Here is a 23,566-nt window from a genome sequence, read left to right on the forward strand (position 1 = left end):
CCGATGATCTGTTCGTCTGAAAATCTGCGTTTCATGATCCATCCTTTTCTCGGACGGATTACTAACACCTCAATGGCCTGAGTTCAGGGGGCTGGGTCAACATCCATCAGCGGTCTTCGATGCTGCCGCGCGGCCCGTGATTGCGGACTTTCGCGGCGACCGTAAAATCCGGTGATCGCCGCACTTGCACAATGCGGGACGGAAGGGAAATTCACTGCCCGGCCCGAATCGCACCGAAGGTGCCGGGCTATCGCCAGACCGCCCCCCGGGCTGGCGATTGCCTGGCACGCTTAACCACCGCGAAGGGCTCCTTGCGGAGGTCGGAGGCACCGCAGCATCCTGTGATAAAGTGACCTGTCAATGCCGGGGTGTGGTTTCGGGCGGGTATGGCGGATCGGGGGATCAGTCATGCAGACCCCAAACTTACCTGAAATTCGCGCGCTTCGCCGCGTCCGGATCAAGGAACGCACATCCACAACCAGACGGGCCATCCGCGTGCGGTCCGGCTGCTGTTGGGTCGCGCCAAGATCGCCAGCACCGTCAGATACCGCGGCGTCGCGCCTGAGGATGCTCTTGCGATTGCAGAGGCGACTGAAGTCCAAGGTGCCGGGCGGTCTTCAGGGACGGCCCATTGGTTGCCGTTCATACCTGACCTGGCAAAGGCCCGTTGGCAGCCCCAAGCGGAGGTGATGGGAAATGTCTGTCCTGGTCAGATGCGTGAACGCCCTGAGACTGCGCGTGACGTTATTTGCCCGGGTCTTGTCTCGGTCAGGTGACGCAGTTCCCGGGCGTGAAAGTCCGGCTCGCTTTCACCGGCCCGAGGTCCGCGCGAAAGGGCGCGGGCAAGATCGAAATAGCCTTTACCGGGCAGGTTTTCGCGTCCGCGGCTGACCGCGCGGGCGGCGATGAAGGGGCGATCGGCGGCGGCGTCTTCGCGCATCGTCATTTCCAGAGCCCGGGTGACCTTGCCGACCGAGCCGGGCGCCCACAACCCGAGCGCACGCGCCAGAGCGCCATAGGTGATCGGAACCTCGTTTCCGGAGAGACCTTCCAGATGGGCGCGGACGCGTTTCGACAGGTCTTTTTCCCTGGCGGAAGCGGCCTCGATCACGCGCGGCGGCGGGATCTCGCGGGCCGCGCCCGTTGCATCGACTTCGGCTGCCCAGGCGCGGGTCGGGGTGCGCAGAATGATCCGGGTCTTGCCGCTGTCGGTGCCTTCGCCGGTTTCTGTAACGCCGACGATATCGCCTCTGTGCAGGCCTGCGCGCAATGTGTCCGGCGTCAGGCCGAGCTTTGGGGCCAGATAATCGGGGTCCAGCACGACCTGACCTTCCTCCCATCCGATGACACCGTCCGGGATGGGGCGGTTCAGCATGGGTGAGGGGCCATCGTCCCTTGCATAGAACGGGTTGCTCCCGGCTGCGTGGTCCGTGACATCGACGATCTCAACGATCTGCGGCAGGGCGGCGCGCAGCATGCGTTCCACCCCTTCGCGCAGCGTGGCCGCCGAGGCCGCGCAGCCCTGGCAGCCGCCGGACATGCGCAGATAGACGGTGCCCCCATCGACCTTGTCCACCGAGATATGACCGCCATGGGCGGCGACAGACGGGTTGACCTGCCGGTTCAGCAGATCCTCGACCGCCCCGAGAAGACCTTGGTCGGGTGTGGTGTCATCGGGCGTGCCCTGTCCCAGTGGCGCGTCCGTTTGGCCGAGCACCTGCCGGATCGCTTCGGCGATGAGGGTCTTCAAGGTTTTCCAGTCTGCCCGGGCGTGTTTCTTCACCCAGATCGTCGCACCGCCCACTTCGACCCGGACGACCCCATCGAGCGCGAAAAGTGCGCGCGCCAGAGGCGCGTCGTCGGTCGCTTCGAACCGGACGGATGCCCCCTGTTGGACCGGCGTGTCGAGCACGAAGCCCATGACGTCGGGATCGCTGGCCGAGGCCTGCGCCCGGATGCGGCGGCGCGTGGCGGTGTCAGACATCTTCGAGCTCCGTTCCCGCCATGTCGCGGAGCGCCTTGAACGTGTAGATTCCGGTGTCGTGCCCGTCGCTGAAGGCCATGCCAAGCGCGTAGTTGCCGACGCTCCAGATGCGGGTCAGGCTCAGGTCAAGCGGGACATTCTCCGGGTTCAGGAGCCGCTTGCCGCTCATCTCGTCACGGCATTGCGCGCATTGACAGGCCAGGCGCAGGTCGCGGCCGGTCAGGCGCTGTTGCGCGCCATCGGCCCACCGCAGCAGGAGCGCGCCGGCCTCGTGGTCAAGCGCCGCGAGGCGGTCTGCCGGACCGTCCGTCCGTGACGGAACGGGCGCCGGTTGGCCCGCGCCATCGGCAATCGTCCATGCAAAAGGCGTGGCGATCCCCGAGGTGTCCTCTGCGGCACCGGTCAGCGCGGTGGCGATTTTACGGTAGGCCCCTGCCGCCGCGCTGTCCGGCGCGCTGCGCAGCAGGGGGCGGCCGTCATCGCCGCAATCAACCACGGTCGGGTCCAGTGGGATGCTTCCGAGGTAATCCACCCCAAGCTCCCGTGCGATGGCTTCGCCGCCGCCCTGGTGGAAGATATGCGTCACCGTTCCGCAATCCGGGCAGGTGAAGCCGCTCATGTTCTCGATCACGCCGAGGATCGGCACGCTGACCTGCTCCATCATCCGCAGGCCGCGCCGCGCGATCTTGAGGCTGACATCCTGCGGTGTGCTCACGACCACGGCGCCCGACAGCGGGAAAGCCTGCGCCAGGGTCAGCTGGATATCGCCGGTGCCGGGTGGCAGGTCCAGCAAGAGCACGTCCAGCACGCCCCACTCCACCTGCCGCACGAACATCTGCAGGTATTTCGTCACCATCGGCCCGCGCAGGATCGCCGGGCTGTCATCGTCTGACAGCATGGCCATGGACATGACCTTCACGCCATGGGCCTCGGCCGGGATGACCTTCTGATCGGGCGACATGGCGGGCTTGTCCGATGCGATTCCCAGCATGCGCGGGATCGACGGGCCATAAATGTCGGCATCCACCACGCCAACGCGAAGACCGGCATCGGCCATGGCCACGGCGATATTGGCGGTGACGGTGGACTTGCCCACACCACCCTTGCCGCTGCTTATCGCGATCATGCGCGGGCCTGCGTGCTGTTCAGTCTGCGTCATCTCGGTCTCCTTGGGGCCGTGGTTCGAGGGTCGGTGTGTAGCTTGCGCAGAGTTTCGGGATGTCTGCTGTTGCCAGTTCTTCTGCCATGCAGGCGCAATAAGCCATGCCGCCGGACGGCGAGAAATGCGTGCAGTCCCCGCATGTTCCGAAGGCGGGGAGGTCACGGCGCATGGCCAGCGCAGACGCCAGCCGCGAGAGCGTCGCCAGGAAGGCGTCGCGTTCGGCGGTGTCGAGATCACCGATCACGTCGATCAGATCCCGGAGCGGATCCTGCGCGAGCATGGCGCGGCCCTGGTCGGTCAGGTCGAAAGACACGCTGCGCCGGTCGCGGTCGGAACGGGTGCGCGTGACAAGCTCCATGCGTTCCAGTGACTTGATAATCTGCGATGCCGTTCCCCGTGTCGTCACCTGAAAACTGGCAAAGCCCGAGGGGGTGCGCGTGCTTCCGTTGGCGCGGGCGAAAAAGCGCAGACAGGTCCACTGCGCCGCGGTCAGTTCCGTACGTGCATGCTCGCTTCGCGCCGCACGCCCGACATGAACAAGCAATTCAGCGATCCGATCCGGTGTTTGCGTTTCATCGATCATGCCGAATTGATAGCGAACCGAAATCACTTTGACAATCGTTGGGATGCGGAATTAGTGTCGTTTCGAAACCAAGCGAGCGATGACCATGAACAAGCCAGTCACGAATCTCATCCAGGGCGCCCGGCGCATCCGCAGCGCGGGGATGCTGTCCGCCCAAGAGGAGCAAGCCTTGATTCGCGCCTGGCAGGTGCATCAAGACCGAGGCGCGCGCGATCATCTGATCCGGGCATTCGCGCCCCTGGCGGCCTCGGTCGCGAAGCGCCTGAAGCGAGGGTCCGGGGAGGTCGACCCGGATTTGTTGCAGCAGGCCAATATCGGGCTGATGAAGGCCGCCGACCGGTTCGACCCGGAGCGTGGTTTTCGGTTCTCGACATTCGCCGTCTGGTGGGTGCGGGCCGAAATTCAGGATTATGTACGGGCGAACGGCTCTATCGTCCGGCCTCCGAACTCGGCACAGGCACGGGCCGCGACCGCACAAATCGCCGCTCTCGATGCAGAGATGGCTGCCGATCCGGACATGGATCAGGCGGATGCGGACAGGAAACTGGCCGACGCGTTGGGTGTCGACATGCACCGGGCGGTGTCTCTGCGCGAACAGCTCACGGGCAATGACAGCTCTCTGAATGCGCCTGTTCTGGGCGCGGAAGGCGCGGATCGCATGGCGCTTCTGGTCGATCCGGCGAGTCTCGAAGGGCCGGTTGCCTTGCAAAGCCTGAAGATAGCCGGACTGCGGCGCATCCTTCTGGATGTGCTCAAGACGTTGCCAGATCGCGAGCGCGACATCGTCATGGCGACGCAAGTGACCGATCCACCGGCGACGCTGGAAGATCTCGGCAAGCGATACGGTATTTCAAGGGAACGGGTGCGCCAGCTGCGTGAGCGCGGTTTCGAACGGTTGCGCACTGCCTTGCGACAGCGCGATCTCGGACTCGAAAGTTTCTTTTGAATGGGTGATCGCGACCCCAGACGTCGTGCGGCGTGGCCTCAGCCATCACGCGACCGGCCCGGCCTGACGCGACATGCCGGTCGCCACAATCGAGAATCGGGAAAGCGCCTTTCCTGAAGGTATCAACGGCGGCAAGGTTGCGGTATTCATTTACCGGCCCGGTTTGCAGCATCCGTCACCGGGCGCCCGGAGCCGACCTTGAAGGCGGCGCAGCATGGGCCTGATCTGATGAGGATGTCGTGGCCGCACGTCACCGCCACTGTTGCGCCGCGACCCACATCAGAAAATCTTCACCGTTGCCGCTATTATTGGACGGCGCAGCGTATGACCGTTGTCAGAGCGGGGGCGGACGCATCGCGGTCAGCCCGAAACTGCGAAAGATGACATTCACCGCGCGGTTGGCGAACAGGTAAGATTCGGAAACATGGCGCGTAGCGCTGCAAAACTTGCTATAATAATTTAAGAATACTGAGGTATCGCGCATGAGAATTAGAGTAAGGGCCGCCACATTTCTCTTCGCCTGTCTCATGCTGTGCACTGAAGTGGCCGCCGGCGACCATGTGGAAACGCGACCGGGCAAATGGTCGGTTGGGATGGTTGCCGGGAACATGACCAAAAATCGTGCGAACGACCTTCTTCGGCCCGGAGAATACGACTTTGCAGATAACTATTTTGCCGGCGTGCTTGTTGCCTACGATAGACAGATTGGCGACAGTAAATGGTCCTTGGGCGCGGAGTTTCAGTTAAATCTTCACTTCGGCAACCAGCAGTTTCTTGAGTTCGTTCTGCCTGCAACAATTCGCTACCGACCAGAGCTGTCCTTCTTGCCTGCGCTTGAAAGCCTTGGTTTAGGGCTGGGGCTGTCACACACCACAGAGGTGCCCAAAGTCGAAGTCGAAGTCCGCGGCGAGTCGGCAAGGACGCTTGTTTACTGGCTGGCAGAGTCCGCGTTTTCCGTTGGAAATTCCGGAGACGAATTGTTTCTGAGGATTCATCATAGATCGGATGCGTTTGGCCTCTTGGATCCAGACTCGGGTTCCAATGCTTTCGCTATCGGATGGCGCCGGTCTTTTTAAACTGAATGCCGGGATATCAAGACGTTCTGGTTCGGGCTTGCCCCCGTCATTCGCCGCCCGCCACAGGAATGGCCCCTGCCGGGAAACGGGCCACACCATGCAAAGCCCCGCTTCCTGCGCAGTGCTGTCGTTGCTGGCCGGGGCGGCGGCAGTCAGGCTTCGCCCGTTCAGCGCCCACCCCGCGCCAATCTGTTTTCCATCCCTATACAAACCGCGCGTTAAGCGATATTGAGCGAGACTTCCGCCCAGGATGATGCGCCGGGCGGGTCATGCTCCCCAGGAAAAGAACCGGACCCTTGAAAAAAACGATTGCAGATGCGCTGGCCCGCAAGGGCTATGATGTTTTGACGCCTGTTCAGACCGCTGTCAGCCAGCCAGAGCTGGTCGGGCGGGACCTTCTGGTCTCGGCGCAGACCGGTTCGGGCAAGACCATCGGGTTCGGGCTGGCGATTGCGCCGACCCTGCTGGGCGAGGATGACGCATTCGGGCCGGCAAGCGCGCCGCTGGCATTGGTCATCGCGCCGACCCGTGAGCTTGCGATGCAGGTCAAGCGCGAGCTTGGCTGGCTTTACGGCGATGCGGGGGCGGTTCTGGCCTCCTGTGTCGGGGGCATGGACATGCGCGACGAGCGCCGGGCGCTGGCAAGGGGCGCGCATATCGTTGTCGCGACGCCAGGGCGGTTGCGCGATCATATCATGCGCGGGTCCATCGACCTTGGGGCTGTGCGCGCGGTGGTGCTGGACGAGGCGGATGAGATGCTCGACCTCGGGTTTCGCGAGGATCTGGAGTTCATCCTGGATGAGACGCCCAAGGCGCGCCAGACGTTGCTGTTCTCGGCCACGGTGCCGAATGCCATCGCCAGGCTTGCCCAAAGCTATCAGCGCGATGCGGAGCGGATATCGACGGTGGGCGAGCAGAAACAGCATGCGGATATCGAATACCGCGCCATGATGGTTGCCGCGCGGGACAGCGAGAACGCCGTCATCAACGTGCTGCGCTATTACGAGGCGCCCAATGCCATCGTGTTCTGCAATACCCGCGCGATGGTGGCGCGCCTGACCACGCGCCTTTCCAACCGTGGCTTTTCGGTTGTGGCCCTGTCGGGGGAGTTGACGCAGAGCGAGCGCTCGAACGCGTTGCAGTCGATGAGGGACGGGCGCGCAAGGGTCTGTGTGGCGACGGATGTGGCCGCGCGGGGTATCGACCTGCCCAACCTTGATCTGGTGGTTCACGCCGAATTGCCCGGCAGTCATGAAACCCTGCTGCACCGCTCGGGGCGCACGGGGCGTGCGGGGCGCAAGGGGGTCAGTGCGCTGGTCGTGGTGCCCGCGTCGCGCAAGAAGGCGGAGCGGATTCTGAAATTCGCCAAGCTGACGGCGGATTGGGGCGCGGCGCCGTCTGCGGCGGATGTCGATGCGCGCGACCGGGTCAGGATGCTGGAGGGCGATGACTGGCAGGCGGGGGTGAGCGAGAGCGAGCGCGCGTCGGTCGATCAACTGGTCGAGATGTTCACGCCCGAGCAGATCGCGGTCGCCTATCTGCGCCAATACAAGCTGCGCCATGCCGCCCCAGAGGAGCTGAGCGCGGTCAATGCCGAGAAGCCGAAGCCGCGTTCTGCCTTCGGGCCGGGCGTGTGGTTTTCGCTTTCGGAAGGGCGCAGCCACGGGGCCTCGCCGCGCCATTTGCTGCCGATGATCTGCAAGGCGGGCGACCTGACCAAGGACGATATCGGCGCGATCCGGATCGCCGATGACCTGTCCTATGTCGAAATCCGCGAAGCCAGTGTCCCCGGTTTCCTGGCCGCGATCGGCCCGGACATGAAGATAGAGGGCAAGAAGCAGCTGGTTCGTCTCGATCAGGCGCCGGACGTGTCGGCCTTCCGGCCTGCGCGCCCCGAGCGGGCGCCGAAGGGCCATGCGGGGCAGGGCAAGGGGGACACGGCGCCCGTTGCGCGGAACGATGCGCCAGAGCCCCGTCGGCGCAAACCAAAGCCCGAAGACCGCAGCGACGCAAGGCCGCCAAAGCGAAAGCCCAGGGCGGAGGCGCCTGACCCCGCGGTGCATGCGCCTTTTGACAGCACGAAGCGCGGGGCGCGGGGTGCCAAACCCGCATCGAAGGGTGATGCCAAGGCGGGCGTCCCCAAGAAGGCTTCGGGCGATGCGCCGCGCAAGGGTGATGCCAAGCCGCGCCGCGACGCCGCCAAAGGCCCGCCGCCCCCGAAAGGCAAACCCAACAGCAAGAAGAACCGCGCCCGCGCTGCCGCCAGGAAAGCGGGCCGGAGCGGAGATGCAGTGCCGAAACGGCGTTGATGCCGGGGCAATCGGGAGGACAGGGAGCGATGACCCCGGTGCGCCCGCGTCCATGGACGGCCCCGAACGCGGGCTCAGGTCCTTTCGTCTGCTTTCGCCAGATGCGCGCCGCGGGTCATGGCGTCGGCAAGGGCGCGCAGCTCGTGGCGCAGGTCTGAACGCGGCACGCCCACGAACCGCCCCTGAAGCGCCAGAAGCACCACCCCGTGGACCGCGGCGAATGCCGTGCGGGCGCGCAGGGCCGCAGCCCTTGGTTGAAGTTGACCCACATTCCGTCAACACGTCACCCAAAACCCACGCTGGGGATCCGCCGCGACAGCGCCCGCGGCACCTGTTCCGCCTGCCCTTTTCCAAGTATCAGGAGAGTCATGATGGCCCGTTTCGGAAATGCCCTTCTTCATGGCCTGTTTGGTCTGATCGTTCTGGCCGGGGCCGCATGGTCCTGCACCGCGATCTGGCTGAATCTGGATGGGCCTGCGCGTCTTTTCGCACTCGGCTTCGTGGCGGTCGCAACGGCGGCGGCATTCCTGGCGCGCGCTTACAGGCGGCGTGCGGGCTGGGGCGCCCTGGCGATCGCCGCCCTGTGCGTTTTCGGCTGGTACCAGACGATCGAACCGCGCGCCGATCGCAATTGGGCGCCGGATGTCGCGCATGGTGTGACAGCCCGCGTGACGGGCGATGAGGTCACTCTGAGCCATCTGCGAGACTTTGACTGGCACACGCCCGACAGCGCCACGCAACGCTGGATTTCGCGAACCTACGATCTGGATCAACTGAACAGCATCGAGATGCTGACCTCGGTCTGGGACAGCCCCGACATTGCGCATTTGCTGGTCAGCTTCGGATTTGAGACAGGCGAACATGTGGTCTTTTCCGTCGAGATCCGGCGCGAGGATGGCGAGACCTTCAACGAGATTGGAGGGTTCTTTCGCCAGTTCGAATTGGTCCTGATCGCCGCCACGGAACGCGATATCGTCCGGTTGCGCACCGATGTGCGCCATGAACAGGTGCGGATGTTCACGGTCAATCTGACGCCCGAGCAGCGCCGGACAATGCTCATGTCCTACGTCAAGCTGGCCCAGGCCCTTGAAAAGGAGCCGCAGTTCTACAACACCATTTCAGCCAACTGCACCACGGTGGTCTATGGGCTGGCGCGCAGCGTGAAGGCCGATCTGCCAATTCACAAAAGCCTGATCCTGTCGGGGCGCCTGCCTGAATACCTTGACGCGCTTGGTGTTCTGGGGGGCGAAGGCACGCTGCAGTTTCGCCATGCGGGTGCGTTGCTGCCCGTTGACGCGCAGGGCGCATATCCGGATCTGACCTATTCACAGGCGATCCGAATGCGACAGACAGAGCCTGGCCTTGAGTCCGATTAACACCTTGGTGCATTGCAAGCCCGTGCCCGCTGCGCCGCCCCGTCAGCGTGGCTTGACGGGTTTCTGGCCGACCGGGCCGCCGGCTTTTTTCCAACCGCTGAAACCGTCCGAGACATGCGAGACATTGGCAAGGCCCATCTCTTGCGCGGTGCGCGCCGAGAGGGCCGAGCGCCAGCCCGAAGCACAGTAGAAGACGAAGCGGTCGCCGCTCTGGAACTGCGGCTTGGCATAGGGGCTTTCGGGGTCGATCCAGAATTCGAGCATGCCGCGCGGGCAGTGGAAAGCGCCGGGGATCATGCCTTCGCGTTCAAGTTCGCGCGGGTCGCGCAGATCGACGAATGTCACGCCGTCCTGTCCGTGCAGGGCAAGCATCTCCTCGGCGGGGGCGTGGTCGATTACGGCATTGGCCTCGGCGACCATGTCGCTGGATTTCTTCATGGAATGGGTCCTCCTGTTCGCTGGGCGCGACCCTAGAGCCTTGCGGCGGGTATGAAAAGGCCGCCCGCGCGCTTGACTTCGCCAAGGGGCTGGCGCAGGGCAGACGCAACGAAAAGGACGCCGGTGATGAACGACAAACCCACGAAACCCCGCAACCGCCAGCAGGTCTATACGCTGCTGGTCGAGATCGGCCGCAAGGAGGGTGACGGTCTGCCCGGCAAGGCCACCGGCGCGGCGCTCATGGTCTATGCCTCGGGCGTGTCCGAGGAAGAGGCGGTGCGCGAGACGGTGGCGGTTCTCAAGCAGGCCGATACCGCGCCGCTGGATGTGTCGGGCTATGGCACCTTGCAGGAGCGCGAGGCCGAGGGCCATGACATCAGCGACGAGGAGCGCGCATTGATGCAGCGCGCATTGGACGAGAACGCGGTGATCGTCGCGCAGGTCACGCCGTTCTACGAGTGACGGGCGCGGGGGCGATCAGGCGGCGCGTTCCATCGCCAGGGTGATTGCCTCGAAGGGTTTGAGCACCGGCCAGACGGGTCTGGGATGTTCGGGCAGGCGGGCACGGTCGGCCCCGGCCAGCACCGATTGCACCAGATGTTCGGACTTGCGCCGCAGCCGCCCGATATAAAGGCTTTCGATGGCGCATCCGGCGGCGAGGATCGCTTCGTGACCCGGCAGGAGCAGATGGTGATAGGTCACCAGTTCCGGCCCCGTCGCGTAAAGCGCCGAGACCCCGTTGACGAGGTGGCGCGCGGGCACCAGCACCGCTTCGCGCCCGAACATGTATTCCACCTGACTGCCGCCGATCACCAGCCGCTGCTGGGGCGCGACCACGATATCGCGTTGCAGCCCGAAATAGGGCGCCCTGAGGCGCACCGGGCGGAACGAGCCGCGCGCGGGGACGGTGCGTGACACCTTGCGCAGGATGGGCACGCTGTCGCCGGTATCGGTCATCACCAGGTCGCCGCGTTGCAGGCGGGCGGTTTCAAATTGCCCGTCCGGCGTGGCAAGGGGGACGCGGCTGGTCAATGCGGGCATCGGGCCGACGGGTTCGACTTGGGTCGAGATGGCGATGAAGTCGACATCATGGCCGATCCGGCGCAGATCGGGCCGGGTGGAGAGGGATCGGGCATCCGACAGCAGCAGCGGATGCGGCGGGCTCATGGCGACCGAGTGGATGATGTCGCTTTCGGGGCGTTCCAGCGTCAGGCGCCCCCAGCGGGCGGGCGCGTCCCAGCTATAGGTGAGGCGCACAATATCGGTGCGTCCGTCGGGTTCATGGGGCAGGGTGGCGTGACGGATGTCGTCGCCCTGGGTCTCGATCAGGATGATGCCGCCGCCGGGCAAGGCCCGCAGCGTCAGGCTGGCGGGCCAGGGATGGGTGCGGTGAAAGGCCAGAAGCGTCTGCGGCCGCCCGTCCGGCGAGAGCCGCGTTTCCAGAAGCAGCGTGCCGCGCGGCAGGATCCGGTCGGGGGGCACGGCTGAGGCATCGCCCTTGCCCGCCTCTGCGCTGGCAAGGCCCTGCGGGCAGAAGCGCCCGCCATGTTGATCGGTGATCGCAATCCAGCTCATATGCGTCAGGCCGCCCTTTCCCTGAACAGCAACTGTGCCTCGAAGCGGCGCAGGATGCGTCGCGCGGCGGGGCTGTAGCCTGCGCCGCTGGCCGGGTCCATCTCGGGGAAGATCGCGGTGATCTCGGCGATGATCTCGGCCTCGAAGCAATGTTCGGTCTGTGGGCCGGGCAGGAAACTTTCGGTTTCCAGCCCTTGGGAAAAGACCACCTGGTGGCGGTCGAACATGAGGTGGACATACTCGATCGTGCCGCCCTCGGCGCGCAGGATGCTGTGATCGTTGACAAGGTCGCGGGCCGCGACCAGCACCTCGGGTTCGCCGAACAGGATTTCGGCCAGGCTGTCGCGGATCAGCACCCTGTGGAGCGGCGACACCAGAAGATCGCGATGCGATCCCAGCGTGTTGGCGCGGATATGGATCGGGGCGAAATCGCCCGTCGCGGCCACTTCGCGCCGCCCGATCCAGCGCAATGGCTGGGGGCCGTCATCCTTGGTCAGCACCATGTCGCCGGGCATCAGGCATTCCACCGGCACTTCGCCACGGGGTGTGGACAAAAGCGTGCCAGCGGTGAAGCAGGGCACGGAATCGACATTGACGAAGCCGGTATCGGTCTGACCTGTGGAGCTGGCGACCTCGTAGGTGAAGGACATGGTTTCGGTGTCGCCATCGCCCACCAGAGTGACCGTGCCATCGGCATTGAGCTGCACCTGCTGGCCGGTGGCCAGGGTGACGGTGTCGCCCGCGCTGACCGCCTGCCCGTTGATATGGGTGATGCTGAGCGTGCCGCCGGTATTGTTCTCGTCATTGCCCAGCAGGTTCAGCGTCTTCGAGCCGTCCGGGTAGAGCGTGACATTATCGTCAGTCGCGATCAGCGTCGTCTGGAGACTGTCGGCGGCGATCAGCAGGCTGGAATCATACGAACTGTCCACCACGTCGGCGATGCCGATCCGGATCGAGTTCAGCTCGCCGGAATTGACCGGAATGGTCATCGTCATGGTGACGGTGAAGCCGTCCATCTCGGTGTTGAACTGGCTTGACGTGTTGTCGTTGTAGAGGTTGGCGTTGTTGGTGGCGTTGAGGTTGTTGGGGTCGGCATCGCCATCGCCCACGGTAAGCGGAATCTGCTGACCGTTCACCCAGACGCCGACGAAATCCTGGTAGATGCCGGTCTCGTATTCGGGGAATTCCTCGGAGGCGAAAACGAATTTCATCGTCAGCGTGTCGCCGGTGGGGGTGAAATCCACATCCAGGAACGAGGCGTCATAAGTGTTGGTGCCCGCAGCCGCGTTGAACATCGCATCGTTGTCGACGCCCGAGGTGTCGGTCGAGGTGTTGGCGCTCTGGTTCGCGTCGGGATTGTTCCACCACTGCCATGCGGGCGCGGCGCTGTTGGTGAAGTCGCTGGCGTTGCCAGTCGAGAAGATCACCCCGGTATCCGCGGGCGTCACGCCGGGCGAAATCGTGTCGCCACTGCTGAAGATGCCCGAGGAATTGGCGTCGCCCGAATAGGACGCGTTCTGAATCGTGACGCCGTCGCCGAAAATCAGCTGCGCCATATCCAGTGCGGACGCCGATGTATTGATCGGTAGCTTGCTTGCCGCAACCATATGTCTTGCCCCACAATACCGGGGCAGCGCAAAACACAGCCGGGCGGGTTGATCCCGCCACTATGGTCTGGACATTTTTCTGTCCGCTCGATCGCGGGCCTGTTGCGGCCCTGCTGGATTTTACCCTGCCTCGGGTCATTTTTATTGTTTCCTTTCTAGCAGATCGCTTACGTCTTGTTAACCAAATTCGGAGCGATGCCCGCGAGCGCGACATTTGCGCTTTGGCGTCAGGCGCGCTAGGCGATGAGAAAATCAGACAGGACTTCGCGAAACATCATGAAAAAGCCGATTATCGATCCCGTTCAGCTGACCGCCGACCTTGTACGCTGCCCTTCGGTCACGCCGCGAGAGGGCGGCGCGATCACGCTGCTGGAAAAGCTGCTGAGCGATGCGGGCTTTGCCTGCACCCGGATCGAGAGGGGGGGCGTGTCGAACCTGTTCGCGCGCTGGGGTGAAAAGGGCGCGGCCAGGAGCTTTGGGTTCAACGGCCATACAGATGTGGTGCCGGTCGGTGACGAGGCGGCCTGGAGCCTGCCGCCCTTCGGCGCCGAAGAGAAGGATGGCCAGCTTTGGGGGCGCGGCGCCACCGACATGAAGTCGGGGGTCGCGGCCTTTGTGGCGGCGGCGGTCGACCATGTCACCCACAGCCCGCCCGAGAATGGCGCGGTGATCCTGACCATCACCGGCGACGAGGAGGGCGACGCCGTGGACGGCACCAGCGCGATCCTCGACTGGATGGCGGCCGAGGGCGAGCGCATGGATGTCTGCGTGGTCGGCGAGCCGACCTGCCCGGAGGTGCTGGGCGACATGATCAAGATCGGGCGGCGCGGGTCGTTGACGGCCTGGTTCACGATCACCGGCAAGCAGGGTCATTCGGCCTATCCGCATCGCGCCTGCAACCCGATGCCGGCGATGGCGCGGCTGATGGACCGCCTGTCGAGCCGGCAACTGGACGAGGGCACGGCGCATTTCGATCCCTCGACGCTGGCGGTGGTGACCATCGACACAGGCAACGCGGCGACCAACGTCATTCCCGCGCAGACCCGCGCGGCGGTGAATATCCGCTTCAACGACGCCCATGACAGCGCCAGCCTGATCCGCTGGATGCAGGAGGAGCTGGACCGGGTCGCCGGGGAGTTCGGCATTACCGGAGAGATGCAGGTCAAGGTCTCGGGCGAGAGTTTCCTGACGCCGCCGGGGCCGCTTTCGGAGCTGGTCGCCAGCGCGGTCGAGGCCGAGACCGGCGTGACGCCGGTGCTGTCGACAACGGGTGGCACCTCGGATGCGCGTTTCGTCAAGGATCACTGCCCGGTGGTGGAATTCGGGCTGGTGGGCAAGACCATGCATCAGGTCGACGAGCATGTGGAACTGGCGCTGATCCCGCGCCTGCGCGATGTCTATGGCCGCATCCTGCGGGATTATTTCGCGTGACGGACGGGGTGCCAAGGATCGCGGGCAAGGTCGAGATCGGCCCGACCTTTGATCTGGAAACCTGCCTTGCGCTGCGCCGGCGCGTCTTTATCGAGGAGCAGGGCGTCAGCGAGGCCGACGAGCAGGACGGGCGCGACGCGGCGGCGCAGCATGTTCTGGCAAGACTGGATGGCCAGCCCGTGGGGTGCGCGCGCATCCTGATCAAGGGCGAGAGCGCCAAGATCGGCCGCGTCTGCGTCCTGCAGGGCGCGCGCGGCGCGGGCCTTGGCGCGGCGCTGATAGGCGCCTGCCTTGATCACCTGCGCGGGCAGGCGGGGGTGGCGCGCGCGGTGCTGGGCGCGCAGACCCATGCGCTGGGCTTTTACGAGCGTCTGGGGTTTGTCGCCTTCGGGGAACCCTACATGGATGCCGGCATCCCCCATCGCGACATGGAGCGGCATCTGTGATCCGCCGCCGGCTGGTCGTCATGCTCAAGGAGCCGCGACCGGGGCGCGTCAAGACGCGGCTGGGGCGCGAGATCGGGATGGTGCCCGCCGCCTGGTGGTTTCGCCATCAGGTCGCGGCACTTCTGCGTCGCATCGAGGACCCGCGCTGGAAGGTGGTGCTGGCGGTGTCGCCCGACCGCGCCGGGCTGCAAAGCCGGGTCTGGCCCGCGCATCTGGCGCGCGTGGCGCAGGGCGGCGGTAACCTTGGTGACAGGATGGGACGCATCCTGCGCCACATGCCGCGCGGCCCGGTCTGCATCATCGGCGCGGATATCCCCGGCATCGAGCGGGCGCATCTGGCGCGCGCCTTCGGCTGTCTTGGTGCGCATGAGGCGGTTTTCGGCCCGGCGCCCGACGGGGGGTTCTGGCTGGTGGGGATGAAGCGCGTCGCACCGCCGCCGCCAAGCCTGTTTCAGGGCGTGCGCTGGTCGGGGGAACATGCGCTGAGCGACAGTATTGCAAGCCTTGGCGGGCGGGCGCGGGTGGCGCTGTGCGATCCGCTGGCCGATGTGGATCGTGCTGCGGACCTCACGTGATGGGGGCGCGGCCCCCGTCGCCGCAAGCGGCGACTCCCCCGGAGTATTTCAGGCAAGATGAAGCCGGTGGGAAAGCCGCCGGCAGGGGGCGGGCGGCGCTATTCCTGCGTGGCAAGCCGCCGGCATTCGTGCTAGGCGGAGATCATGAGCCAGATGCCCAGCAAAGATGAGATCCTTCAGTGGATTTCCGACAACCCCACCCTGACCTCGAAGCGCGATATCGCCAAGGCCTTCGGGATCAAGGGCGCGGCGCGAATCGATCTCAAGCGAATCCTGAAGGAGCTTGAGGAAGAGGGGCATCTGGAGAAGCGAAAGAAGACCTATCGCGATCCCGACAAGCTGCCGCCGGTGAGCGTGTTGCAGGTGTCGGGGCAAACCTCGGATGGCGAATTGCTGGCCAGGCCGCTGGAATGGCAGGGTGAGGGGGTGGAGCCGATGGTTCTGCTGTTGCCACGCGCCAGCGACCCGGCGCTGGGCGAGGGCGACCGCATCCTGGCGCGCCTGCAGGAGGTCAAGGGCGAGGATCACCATTACGAGGCGCGGCTGATCCGGCGGATCGGTGCCAATCCGCGCAAGGTGCTGGGGATTTTCCGCAAGCGCGAGGAGGGCGGGCGGATCGTGCCGATCGACAAGGGCGACGGCAAGGAATGGCATGTGCCCCCCGACGCCACCGGCGGCGCCAAAGATGGCGAGCTGGTCGAGGCCGAGCAATCCGGCCCCAAGGGCCGCATGGGCCTGCCGCGCGCGCGTATCCTGGACCGGCTGGGCGATCCTTCGGCGCCCAAGGCGGTGTCGCTGATCGCCATTCACCAGCATGGCATTCCCGACGATTTCCCCGATCCGGTGATTGCCGAGGCCGACAGCATGAAGCCTGCGGGGCTCAAGGGGCGCGAGGACATGCGCGAGCTGCCGCTGGTCACGATCGACCCCTGGGACGCGCGCGACCATGACGATGCGGTCTGGGCGCATGAGGATGACGATCCGCGCAACGAGGGTGGCCATGTGATCTGGGTGGCCATTGCCGATGTCGCCCATTACGTCACCCCCGGCAGCGCGCTGGATGGCGAGGCGCGCAAGCGCGGCAACTCCAGCTATTTCCCCGACCGCGTCGTGCCGATGCTGCCTGACCGGCTTTCGGGCGATCTGTGCAGCCTGCATGAGGGCGTGCCGCGCGCCTGCATCGCCGTGCGCATGCAGATCGACGCCCATGGCGAGAAGATCGCCCATCGTTTCGTGCGCGGGTTGATGCGCTCGGCGGCGTCGCTGAATTACCAGCAGGTGCAAGAGGCGATGGACGGTGCGCCAGATGATGCCTGCGGCCCGCTGATGGACGAGGTGATCCGCCCGCTCTACGCCGCCTACGCGGCGCTTGAGACGGCGCGCAAGCGGCGCCAGCCGCTGAACCTGGACCTGCCGGAACGCAAGGTGGTTCTGAGCGACGAGGGCAAGGTGCTGTCGGTCAATTTCACCGAGCGTCTGGATGCCCACAAGCTGATCGAGGAATTCATGGTGCTGGCCAATGTGGCTGCCGCCGAGACCCTGATCGCCAGGAAATCTCCGCTGTTGTTCCGCGTCCATGAGGAGCCCTCGCCCGAGAAGCTGGAGACATTGCGCGACGTGGCGGAATCCGCCGGGCTCAAGCTGGCCAAGGGGCAGGTTCTCAAGACCGCGCATCTCAATGCGCTGCTCAACGCGGCGCAGGATACGGATCATTCGGAAGTCATCAACATGTCCACCCTGCGCGCCATGACGCAGGCCTATTACGCGCCCAGCAATTTCGGGCATTTCGGGCTGGCACTTCAGGCTTATGCGCATTTTACCTCGCCGATCCGGCGCTATGCGGACCTGGTGGTGCATCGCGCGCTGATCACCGCGCATGGCTGGGGCGATGACGGGCTGAGGCCGGCCGATATCGAACGGCTGGAGGGCACGGCGCAGCATATTTCGGATACGGAACGGCGGTCGATGACCGCCGAGCGCGACACCAATGACCGCTATCTTGCCGCGTTCCTGTCCGAGCGCGTGGGCGAGGAATTCACCGGGCGCATCAGCGGCATCGCGAAGTTCGGCGCTTTCGTGCGGCTGGACGAGACCGGGGCGGACGGGTTGATCCCGGTGCGCAGCCTGGGGCGCGAGTTCTTCCATTTCGACCGCGACGCAGGCACATTGATGGGCTCGGATACGGGTCTGACCATCGCGCTGGGCCAACGGGTCACCGTGAAGATTTCCGAGGTGGTGCCGGTCAGTGGCGGCATCGCGCTGGAACTGGTCAGCATCGAGGGCGAGAGCGTGGCGCGCGGTCCCGCGCGCGGGCGCGGCAAGCCGCCCCGGCGCAAGCAGGTCAAGGCCAAGCGCAAGGCCGACAAGATCAAGCGCAAGGTGAAGCGCAGCCGGAGCTGAGCCGCAACCGGCAGCTGCAGGCGGAGATCGGCGAATCCTTGCGGCGGTCGTGCAAGCTTCTTTCGATTCAGCCGCAATCGCGCTATCATCCCTGAAAATAATGACCGGGCAACAAACACGGGGTCGAGCAATGCGTATCCATGTCCTAGTGGCCGCTTTGGCGGGTGCCGTGATCGGCCTGCCTGCCAGTGCGTCACCGCTTGAAACCTCACTCAGACCGCAACCGCGACCGGTGGCGGACGTCGGGCTGGTGGCCGTCAGGGCCACCGCCGCCAATGCCGCCGCCGCGCCCGATGTCCTGGCGCGCAGCCTGCGGCCCGTGCTGCGGCCCGACGACGTGTCATCAGGGGAAAAGGTGGTGCAGGTAGCCGCATCCAACAGCGGGTTTGACCGCTGGGTCCGGGGCTTTCGCGGCAGGGCGCTGGCGCAGGGGATCAGCCCACAGGTCTTCGAAGCGGCCTTTCGGGGCGCGCGATACGACAGCGGGGTGATCGAGAAGGATCGCAACCAGTCCGAATTCACCCGCCAGATCTGGGATTACCTTGATAGCGCGGCCAGCCCGGTGCGGGTCAGCAACGGAAAGGCGGCATTGCGCCGTCATGGCCGGACACTGGACCGGATCGAGCGCCATTACGGCGTCGAGAAAGAAGTCGTGACTGCGGTCTGGGGGCTGGAAAGCGCCTATGGCGAGCGGCGCGGGGACATTCCGCTGATCGATGCGCTGGCGACCCTCTCGTTCGACGGGCGGCGCGGATCGTTCTTCGAGCAGCAACTGATCGCGGCGCTCAAGATCATCCAGTCGGGCGATGTCACGCCGCGCGACATGAAAGGATCATGGGCCGGGGCGATGGGACATACGCAGTTCATTCCCACCTCCTACCTGGCCTATGCGGTGGATTTCACCGGCGACGGCAAGCGCGATATCTGGTCGGATGATCCCACCGACGCGCTGGCCTCGACGGCGGCCTATCTCAAGCGGTTCGGCTGGACCAAGGGGCAGCCCTGGGGCGTCGAAGTGCGCCTGCCGCGCGGGTTTCCCCATGCGCTGGCGCGGCGCGACAATCGCAAGATGCCGTCGCAATGGGCGGCGGAGGGCGTGCGCGACATGAACGGCAAGCCGGTGCCCGATTACGGGCGCGCTTCGATCCTGTTGCCGGCAGGGGCCGAGGGCGCGGCCTTCATGATCTTCGACAATTTCGCGGTGATCGAGCGTTACAACAAGGCGGATGCCTATGTAATCGGCGTGGGGCATCTTTCGGACCGGCTGCGCGGCGGGCCCGAGATACAGGCCAGTTGGCCGCGCGGTTACAAGCCGCTGTCCTTCAAGGAAAAACAAGAGATGCAGCGGCGTCTGGTGCGGGCCGGATTCGCGCTTGAAAAGATCGATGGGATCATCGGGCCGAACACGATCGACGCGATCAGGGGATTTCAGAACTCGATCGGCGTCACGCCGGACGGCTACCCGTCGCAGGCGCTGCTGGCGCAGCTGCGCAAACGCTGAAACGCATTTTCGAAACCTGCTCGACATTCCGTTGGGCGGGGACTTAAATGCGCCCATGGAGACATATTCGGCCCGCCCCGGTTGGGGTATTTTCTGGATGGTCGTGACCGGCATGTGTTTTGTCTCGGTCACGGCTCTCGTCAAACTTCTCGGCACCCGAATCCCCGCCGCTGAGGCGGCTTTTTTGCGCTATCTGCTGGGGCTGGTGTTCCTGGTGCCGTTCATCGTGCAATTGTGCCGGACCCGCTTCGACCGGCGCACATGGGCGCTGTTCGCATGGCGCGGGGCCGCGCATTCGGTGGCGGTGGTGCTGTGGTTCTTCGCCATGGCGCGCATTCCCATCGCCGATGTCACGGCGATGAACTATCTGGCGCCGGTCTATGTGACTTTGGGTGCGGCGCTGTTCCTGGGCGAGACGCTGGCGCTGCGCCGTTTGGTGGCGGTGGTTGCGGCCCTCCTGGGGGCGCTGATTATCCTGCGGCCGGGTTTTCGCGAGGTCGGCGCGGGGCATATCGCCATGCTGGTGGCGGCGGTGTTCTTTGGCGCGTCCTACCTTCTGGCCAAACGGGCCTCGGCGATGACGAGCCCCGGTATCGTGGTGGCGATGCTGTCGCTGTCGGTGACATTGGGGCTGGCGCCGCTGGCGGCGCAGTCCTGGGTCACGCCGACGCTTTATGAACTGGCGATCCTGCTGGCGGTGGCGCTGGTCGCCACGGCGGCGCATTATGCGATGACGCTGGCGTTTCGCGCGGCCCCCCTTGCGGTGACGCAGCCGGTCACCTTTCTGCAACTGGTCTGGGCGGTGCTGCTGGGGGCGGTGTTCTTTGACGAGGGGGTGGATATCTTCGTGGTGCTGGGCGGCATGGTGATCGTCGGGGCGATCAGCTTCATCAGCTGGCGCGAAGCGGTGGTGCGCCGCCGCGCGGTGACCCCGCCGGTTTCGGCCACGAAGTTCTGAAGTCTCACATGTGCCCGCGCCGCCCTCAGCAGCGCGGGTCGAGGATTTTCGCCAGAATCCGGTTGCGGGTGATCTGTCCGAGCAGCTTGCCGTCCTCGACCACGCCGACCGGGGTGTCATGGCCCTGGCTGGCCTCCATCACCTCGCGGATGGTGGCATCCGGGCCGACCGTGCGGTCCGGTGTGCCCTGGGCGGGTTCCACGATATCGCGCGCGCAAAGCACCCCGAGAGGGTTCATATGTGCGACGAATTCGGCGACGTAATCGGTGGCCGGGTTGGTGAAGATGTCCTGCGGGGTGCCGCATTGCACGATGCGCCCGCCTTCCATGATGGCGATCCGGTCGCCCAGCTTGAAGGCCTCGTCCAGATCGTGGCTGACGAAGATGATCGTACGGTTGAGGGTTTTCTGAAGGTCCAGAAGCGCATCCTGAAGATGCGTGCGGATCAGCGGATCGAGCGCCGAAAAGGGCTCGTCCATCAGCAGGATAGGGGCCTCGGTGGCAAAGGCGCGGGCCAGCCCGACGCGCTGTTGCATCCCGCCCGACAGCTCGCCGACCAGCGCGTCGGCGCGGTCCGACAGGCCGACAAGGTCGAGTTGGCGATCAACGCGTTCGGTGCGCTCGGCGCGGCCCATCCCGTCAAGTTCCAGCCCCAGCCCGACATTGGCGCGCACGCTGCGCCAGGGCAGCAGACCGAATTGCTGGAACACCATCGCGATCTTCTTGCGCCGCAGGTGGCGCAGGGTTGCGGCATTGGCATGGGTGGCTGACACCATGCTTTCGCCGTCATCGATGCGCACCTCGCCGCGGATCACGGGGTTGAGCCCGTTGACCGCGCGCAACAGCGTGGACTTGCCCGAGCCCGACAGGCCCATCAGCACCAGGATTTCGCCATGTTCGACGGTGAGCGAGCAGTCATGCACGCCCAGGACCTGGCCGGTGCGGGTCTGGATCTCGGCCCGCTCAAGCCCCTCGTCCATCAGCGGCAGGGCCTGTTTGGGGGCATCGCCGAAGACGATGGAGACATTGTCGAATTCAACCGCGCTCATTTCCGGTCCACCCTCAGCAGGCGGTCAAGGATGATCGCGACGATCACGATCACCAGCCCGCTTTCGAATCCCTTGGCCGTATCGACCGTGTTGAGGGCGCGCACCACCGGCACGCCCAGCCCGTCGGCGCCCACCAGCGCCGCGATCACCACCATCGAGAGCGACAGCATGATCGTCTGGTTGAGGCCGGTCATGATCTGGGGCAGGGCCGATGGCAGTTCGACCTTCCAGAGTTTCTGGCGGGGCGTGGCGCCAAAGGCGTCGGCGGCCTCGAGCAGCGCCTGGGGTGTCGAGACGATGCCGAGCTGCGTCAGGCGGATCGGGGCCGGAATGACGAAGATCACCGTCGCCACCAGCCCCGGCACCATGCCGATCCCGAAGAACACGATCGCCGGGATCAGGTAGACGAAGGTGGGCAGCGTCTGCATGAGGTCGAGCACCGGGCGCATCCAGGCATAGAGCCGCGGGCGATGCGCGGCGGCGATGCCGACCGGCACGCCGATGGCCATGCAGACCACGCAGGCCGACAGCACGAGGCTCAGGCTTTCGGCGGTTTCTTCCCAATAGCCCTGGTCGAGAATGAACAGGAAGCCGACCGCGACCAGCGCCGCAATGCCCAGCCTGCGGTGCAGCGCATAGGCCAGCGCCGTCACCAGCGCGACGATCACGAAAGGATGGGTGGTCTCGTTCCAGGCGGTGAAATAGGGCTCAAAGCCACGCCCCGGCAACCAGTTCACGCCCGGCGGGCGCATCATCAGCGCCAAGAGCAGGTCGATGAAGGCTTCGGTCCAGTCCGAGAACCCGTCAAGAAAGGTATCCGCGCCGTCGCGGACATAGTCGAAACCGCGGCTGGCGGTCTGGCCGACGGGCAGTTTCTCGTCGCTATAGCCCAAAAGCCGCGCGGGCAGCCAGGTGACGAAGAACCACAGCGCCGGGCCAAGCCACAGCACGAAATCCACAAGCGCCGTCAGGCACCACAGGATTGCGGCGCCGATGGCCAGCACCGCATCGAAAAGACCTTGGAGAAATGACATCACGGACACCGTCGCGCCGGGCGGTGGCGGCAGTGGCACATCAAGCGCGCCGCCGTCGCCTCCGCCCTGGCTTGCGCCTCAGAGCCCGAGCGCGGATTTGACCGCCTCGGCCGCGTCGCCACCGTCACGGGTGGTCACGCCATCGAGCCAGTTCATCACCACGTCGGGGTTCTTGGCCATCCATGCGCGCGCGGCATCGTCGGGCTCCTGCCCGTCATCGAGGATCGCGCCCATGATCTGGTTCTCCATCGCCAGGGTGAATTCGAGATTGTTGAGGAAGGTGCCGAGGTTGGGGCAGCTTTCGGCAAAGCCCGCGCTGGTGTTGGTATGCACCGTCGCGCCGCCCAGGTTGGGGCCGAACCAGTCGTCGCCGCCCTCAAGATAGGTGAGGTCGTGATTGGCGTTCATCGGGTGCGGTTCCCAGCCGAGGAATACGATCGGCTCGTCGCGCTTGGAGGCGCGCCCGACCTGTGCGAGCATCCCGGCTTCCGAACTTTCGACCACTTCGAAATCCGCATCGCCAAGGCCGAAGGCGTTATCCGCGATCATGTCCATGATCAGGCGGTTGCCATCGTTGCCCGGCTCGATCCCGTAGATCTTGCCGTCCAGCGCTTCGGCATGGTCGGCGATGTCGGCGAAATCGCCGATCCCCAGACCGGCCCCGGCGGCATTGGTGGCCAGCGTGTATTTTGCGCCCTCAAGATTGACGCGCAGCGACTCGACGCTGCCATCCTCGCGATAGGGGGCGATATCGGCCTCCATCGTGGGCATCCAGTTGCCCAGGAACACATCCACATCGCCGTTGGAAAGCGACGTGTAGGTCACGGGTACCGACAGCACCTTGATGTCGGTGTCATAGCCAAGCGCCTCGAGCACGGTTGTCGTGGCGGCGGTGGTGGCGGTGATGTCGGTCCAGCCCACATCCGAGAACACGACAGTGTCGCAATCGGCAAGGGCGGGCGCGGCCGCGGCGCTCAGCGCGGCGGCGGTCAGGGTCATCTTGAGTTTCATTGGATATCTCCCCATTTCAGGTCGTTTCATACTCGGCGAAAGCCAGCGCCGGTGCGATCATGTCCGCACCGGCGCCGGGTGTTCACGTCAGGCGGGTTTCATGCGA

Annotated in this window: 21 protein-coding genes; 11 read left to right on the forward strand and 10 right to left on the reverse strand. The window is 65.2% G+C overall.

Features of this window, described 5'->3' with window-relative positions:
- Positions 1-709: 709 nt before the first annotated feature.
- The 3 genes from N5A93_RS15740 to N5A93_RS15750 are packed head-to-tail and all read right to left on the reverse strand — an operon-like array spanning position 710 to position 3,729.
- Positions 710-1,984 carry a DUF6522 family protein gene (locus N5A93_RS15740; protein WP_268956051.1) on the reverse strand — a complete coding sequence of 425 codons (1,275 nt, stop codon included), beginning with the start codon at positions 1,982-1,984 and terminating at the stop codon, positions 710-712.
- Positions 1,977-3,143 (reverse strand): MRP-like and DUF971 domain-containing protein, encoded by a 1,167-nt coding sequence (locus N5A93_RS15745; protein ID WP_268956052.1) that lies wholly within the window; start codon positions 3,141-3,143, stop codon positions 1,977-1,979. The genes N5A93_RS15740 and N5A93_RS15745 overlap by 8 nt, the downstream gene beginning before the upstream one ends.
- Entirely contained in the window at positions 3,130-3,729 is a 600-nt protein-coding gene (locus N5A93_RS15750; RefSeq protein ID WP_268956053.1) for a MarR family winged helix-turn-helix transcriptional regulator, read from the reverse strand. Before N5A93_RS15750 ends, N5A93_RS15745 begins: the two co-directional genes overlap by 14 nt.
- A 79-nt stretch (positions 3,730-3,808) precedes the next feature.
- Between N5A93_RS15750 and N5A93_RS15755 the strand changes: the two genes are divergently transcribed.
- The 3 genes from N5A93_RS15755 to N5A93_RS15765 all read left to right on the forward strand — a co-directional run bounded on the left by N5A93_RS15755 (position 3,809) and on the right by N5A93_RS15765 (position 8,060).
- Positions 3,809-4,675, forward strand: a complete 867-nt coding sequence (locus N5A93_RS15755; RefSeq protein WP_268956054.1) for a sigma-70 family RNA polymerase sigma factor — start codon at positions 3,809-3,811, stop codon at positions 4,673-4,675.
- Positions 4,676-5,157: 482 nt separating this feature from the next.
- Complete coding sequence (locus tag N5A93_RS15760; protein ID WP_268956055.1) at positions 5,158-5,751, forward strand: hypothetical protein; 594 nt, start codon at positions 5,158-5,160, stop codon at positions 5,749-5,751.
- A gap of 296 nt (positions 5,752-6,047) precedes the next feature.
- Complete coding sequence (locus N5A93_RS15765) at positions 6,048-8,060, forward strand: DEAD/DEAH box helicase (protein WP_268956056.1); 2,013 nt, start codon at positions 6,048-6,050, stop codon at positions 8,058-8,060.
- Between the two features lie 74 nt (positions 8,061-8,134).
- On the opposite strand, the gene N5A93_RS15770 is transcribed toward N5A93_RS15765, so the two are convergent.
- Complete coding sequence (locus tag N5A93_RS15770; RefSeq protein WP_268956057.1) at positions 8,135-8,329, reverse strand: hypothetical protein; 195 nt, start codon at positions 8,327-8,329, stop codon at positions 8,135-8,137.
- A gap of 102 nt (positions 8,330-8,431) precedes the next feature.
- Between N5A93_RS15770 and N5A93_RS15775 the strand changes: the two genes are divergently transcribed.
- The gene (locus tag N5A93_RS15775; RefSeq protein ID WP_268956058.1) at positions 8,432-9,436 is read left to right on the forward strand and encodes an Lnb N-terminal periplasmic domain-containing protein; all 1,005 of its coding nucleotides are present in this window, start codon (positions 8,432-8,434) and stop codon (positions 9,434-9,436) included.
- Positions 9,437-9,478: 42 nt separating this feature from the next.
- On the opposite strand, the gene N5A93_RS15780 is transcribed toward N5A93_RS15775, so the two are convergent.
- Complete coding sequence (locus N5A93_RS15780; RefSeq protein WP_268956059.1) at positions 9,479-9,874, reverse strand: rhodanese-like domain-containing protein; 396 nt, start codon at positions 9,872-9,874, stop codon at positions 9,479-9,481.
- A 126-nt stretch (positions 9,875-10,000) separates the two neighbouring features.
- Between N5A93_RS15780 and N5A93_RS15785 the strand changes: the two genes are divergently transcribed.
- Entirely contained in the window at positions 10,001-10,336 is a 336-nt protein-coding gene (locus tag N5A93_RS15785; protein ID WP_268956060.1) for a DUF8846 family protein, read from the forward strand.
- A gap of 15 nt (positions 10,337-10,351) precedes the next feature.
- Here N5A93_RS15785 and N5A93_RS15790 read toward each other — a convergent pair whose 3' ends face one another.
- On the reverse strand, positions 10,352-11,449 hold the full coding sequence (locus N5A93_RS15790) for a Hint domain-containing protein (RefSeq protein WP_268956061.1): 1,098 nt from the start codon (positions 11,447-11,449) through the stop codon (positions 10,352-10,354).
- 5 nt (positions 11,450-11,454) lie between these two features.
- Positions 11,455-13,056: a Hint domain-containing protein gene (locus tag N5A93_RS15795; protein WP_268956062.1), complete on the reverse strand. Its 1,602-nt coding sequence runs from the start codon at positions 13,054-13,056 to the stop codon at positions 11,455-11,457.
- A 276-nt stretch (positions 13,057-13,332) separates the two neighbouring features.
- On the opposite strand from N5A93_RS15795, the gene dapE reads away from it, so the two are divergent.
- From dapE to N5A93_RS15825, 6 genes are all read left to right on the forward strand, one after another.
- On the forward strand, positions 13,333-14,487 hold the full coding sequence (dapE, locus tag N5A93_RS15800) for a succinyl-diaminopimelate desuccinylase (protein ID WP_268956063.1): 1,155 nt from the start codon (positions 13,333-13,335) through the stop codon (positions 14,485-14,487).
- The gene (locus tag N5A93_RS15805; RefSeq protein WP_268956064.1) at positions 14,484-14,933 is read left to right on the forward strand and encodes a GNAT family N-acetyltransferase; all 450 of its coding nucleotides are present in this window, start codon (positions 14,484-14,486) and stop codon (positions 14,931-14,933) included. The genes dapE and N5A93_RS15805 overlap by 4 nt, the downstream gene beginning before the upstream one ends.
- Positions 14,933-15,508 carry a TIGR04282 family arsenosugar biosynthesis glycosyltransferase gene (locus N5A93_RS15810; protein ID WP_268956117.1) on the forward strand — a complete coding sequence of 192 codons (576 nt, stop codon included), beginning with the start codon at positions 14,933-14,935 and terminating at the stop codon, positions 15,506-15,508. The genes N5A93_RS15805 and N5A93_RS15810 overlap by 1 nt, the downstream gene beginning before the upstream one ends.
- Before the next feature lie 144 nt (positions 15,509-15,652).
- The gene (rnr, locus tag N5A93_RS15815; RefSeq protein WP_268956065.1) at positions 15,653-17,908 is read left to right on the forward strand and encodes a ribonuclease R; all 2,256 of its coding nucleotides are present in this window, start codon (positions 15,653-15,655) and stop codon (positions 17,906-17,908) included.
- Between the two features lie 130 nt (positions 17,909-18,038).
- A complete protein-coding gene (locus N5A93_RS15820) occupies positions 18,039-19,409 on the forward strand; it encodes a lytic murein transglycosylase (protein WP_268956066.1) in 1,371 nt (456 codons plus the stop codon).
- Positions 19,410-19,464: 55 nt separating this feature from the next.
- Positions 19,465-20,367 carry a DMT family transporter gene (locus tag N5A93_RS15825; protein WP_268956067.1) on the forward strand — a complete coding sequence of 301 codons (903 nt, stop codon included), beginning with the start codon at positions 19,465-19,467 and terminating at the stop codon, positions 20,365-20,367.
- Between the two features lie 25 nt (positions 20,368-20,392).
- On the opposite strand, the gene choV is transcribed toward N5A93_RS15825, so the two are convergent.
- From choV to choX, 3 genes are all read right to left on the reverse strand, one after another.
- On the reverse strand, positions 20,393-21,415 hold the full coding sequence (gene choV / locus N5A93_RS15830) for a choline ABC transporter ATP-binding protein (protein WP_268956068.1): 1,023 nt from the start codon (positions 21,413-21,415) through the stop codon (positions 20,393-20,395).
- Positions 21,412-22,449: a choline ABC transporter permease subunit gene (gene choW, locus N5A93_RS15835; protein WP_268956069.1), complete on the reverse strand. Its 1,038-nt coding sequence runs from the start codon at positions 22,447-22,449 to the stop codon at positions 21,412-21,414. Before choW ends, choV begins: the two co-directional genes overlap by 4 nt.
- A 78-nt stretch (positions 22,450-22,527) precedes the next feature.
- Complete coding sequence (choX, locus tag N5A93_RS15840; RefSeq protein ID WP_268956070.1) at positions 22,528-23,460, reverse strand: choline ABC transporter substrate-binding protein; 933 nt, start codon at positions 23,458-23,460, stop codon at positions 22,528-22,530.
- Positions 23,461-23,566: the final 106 nt, after the last annotated feature.

Origin of the sequence: Roseovarius salincola (genome assembly GCF_026891095.1) — a bacterium.
In the GTDB taxonomy this organism is placed as follows: Bacteria; Pseudomonadota; Alphaproteobacteria; order Rhodobacterales; family Rhodobacteraceae; genus Roseovarius; species Roseovarius salincola.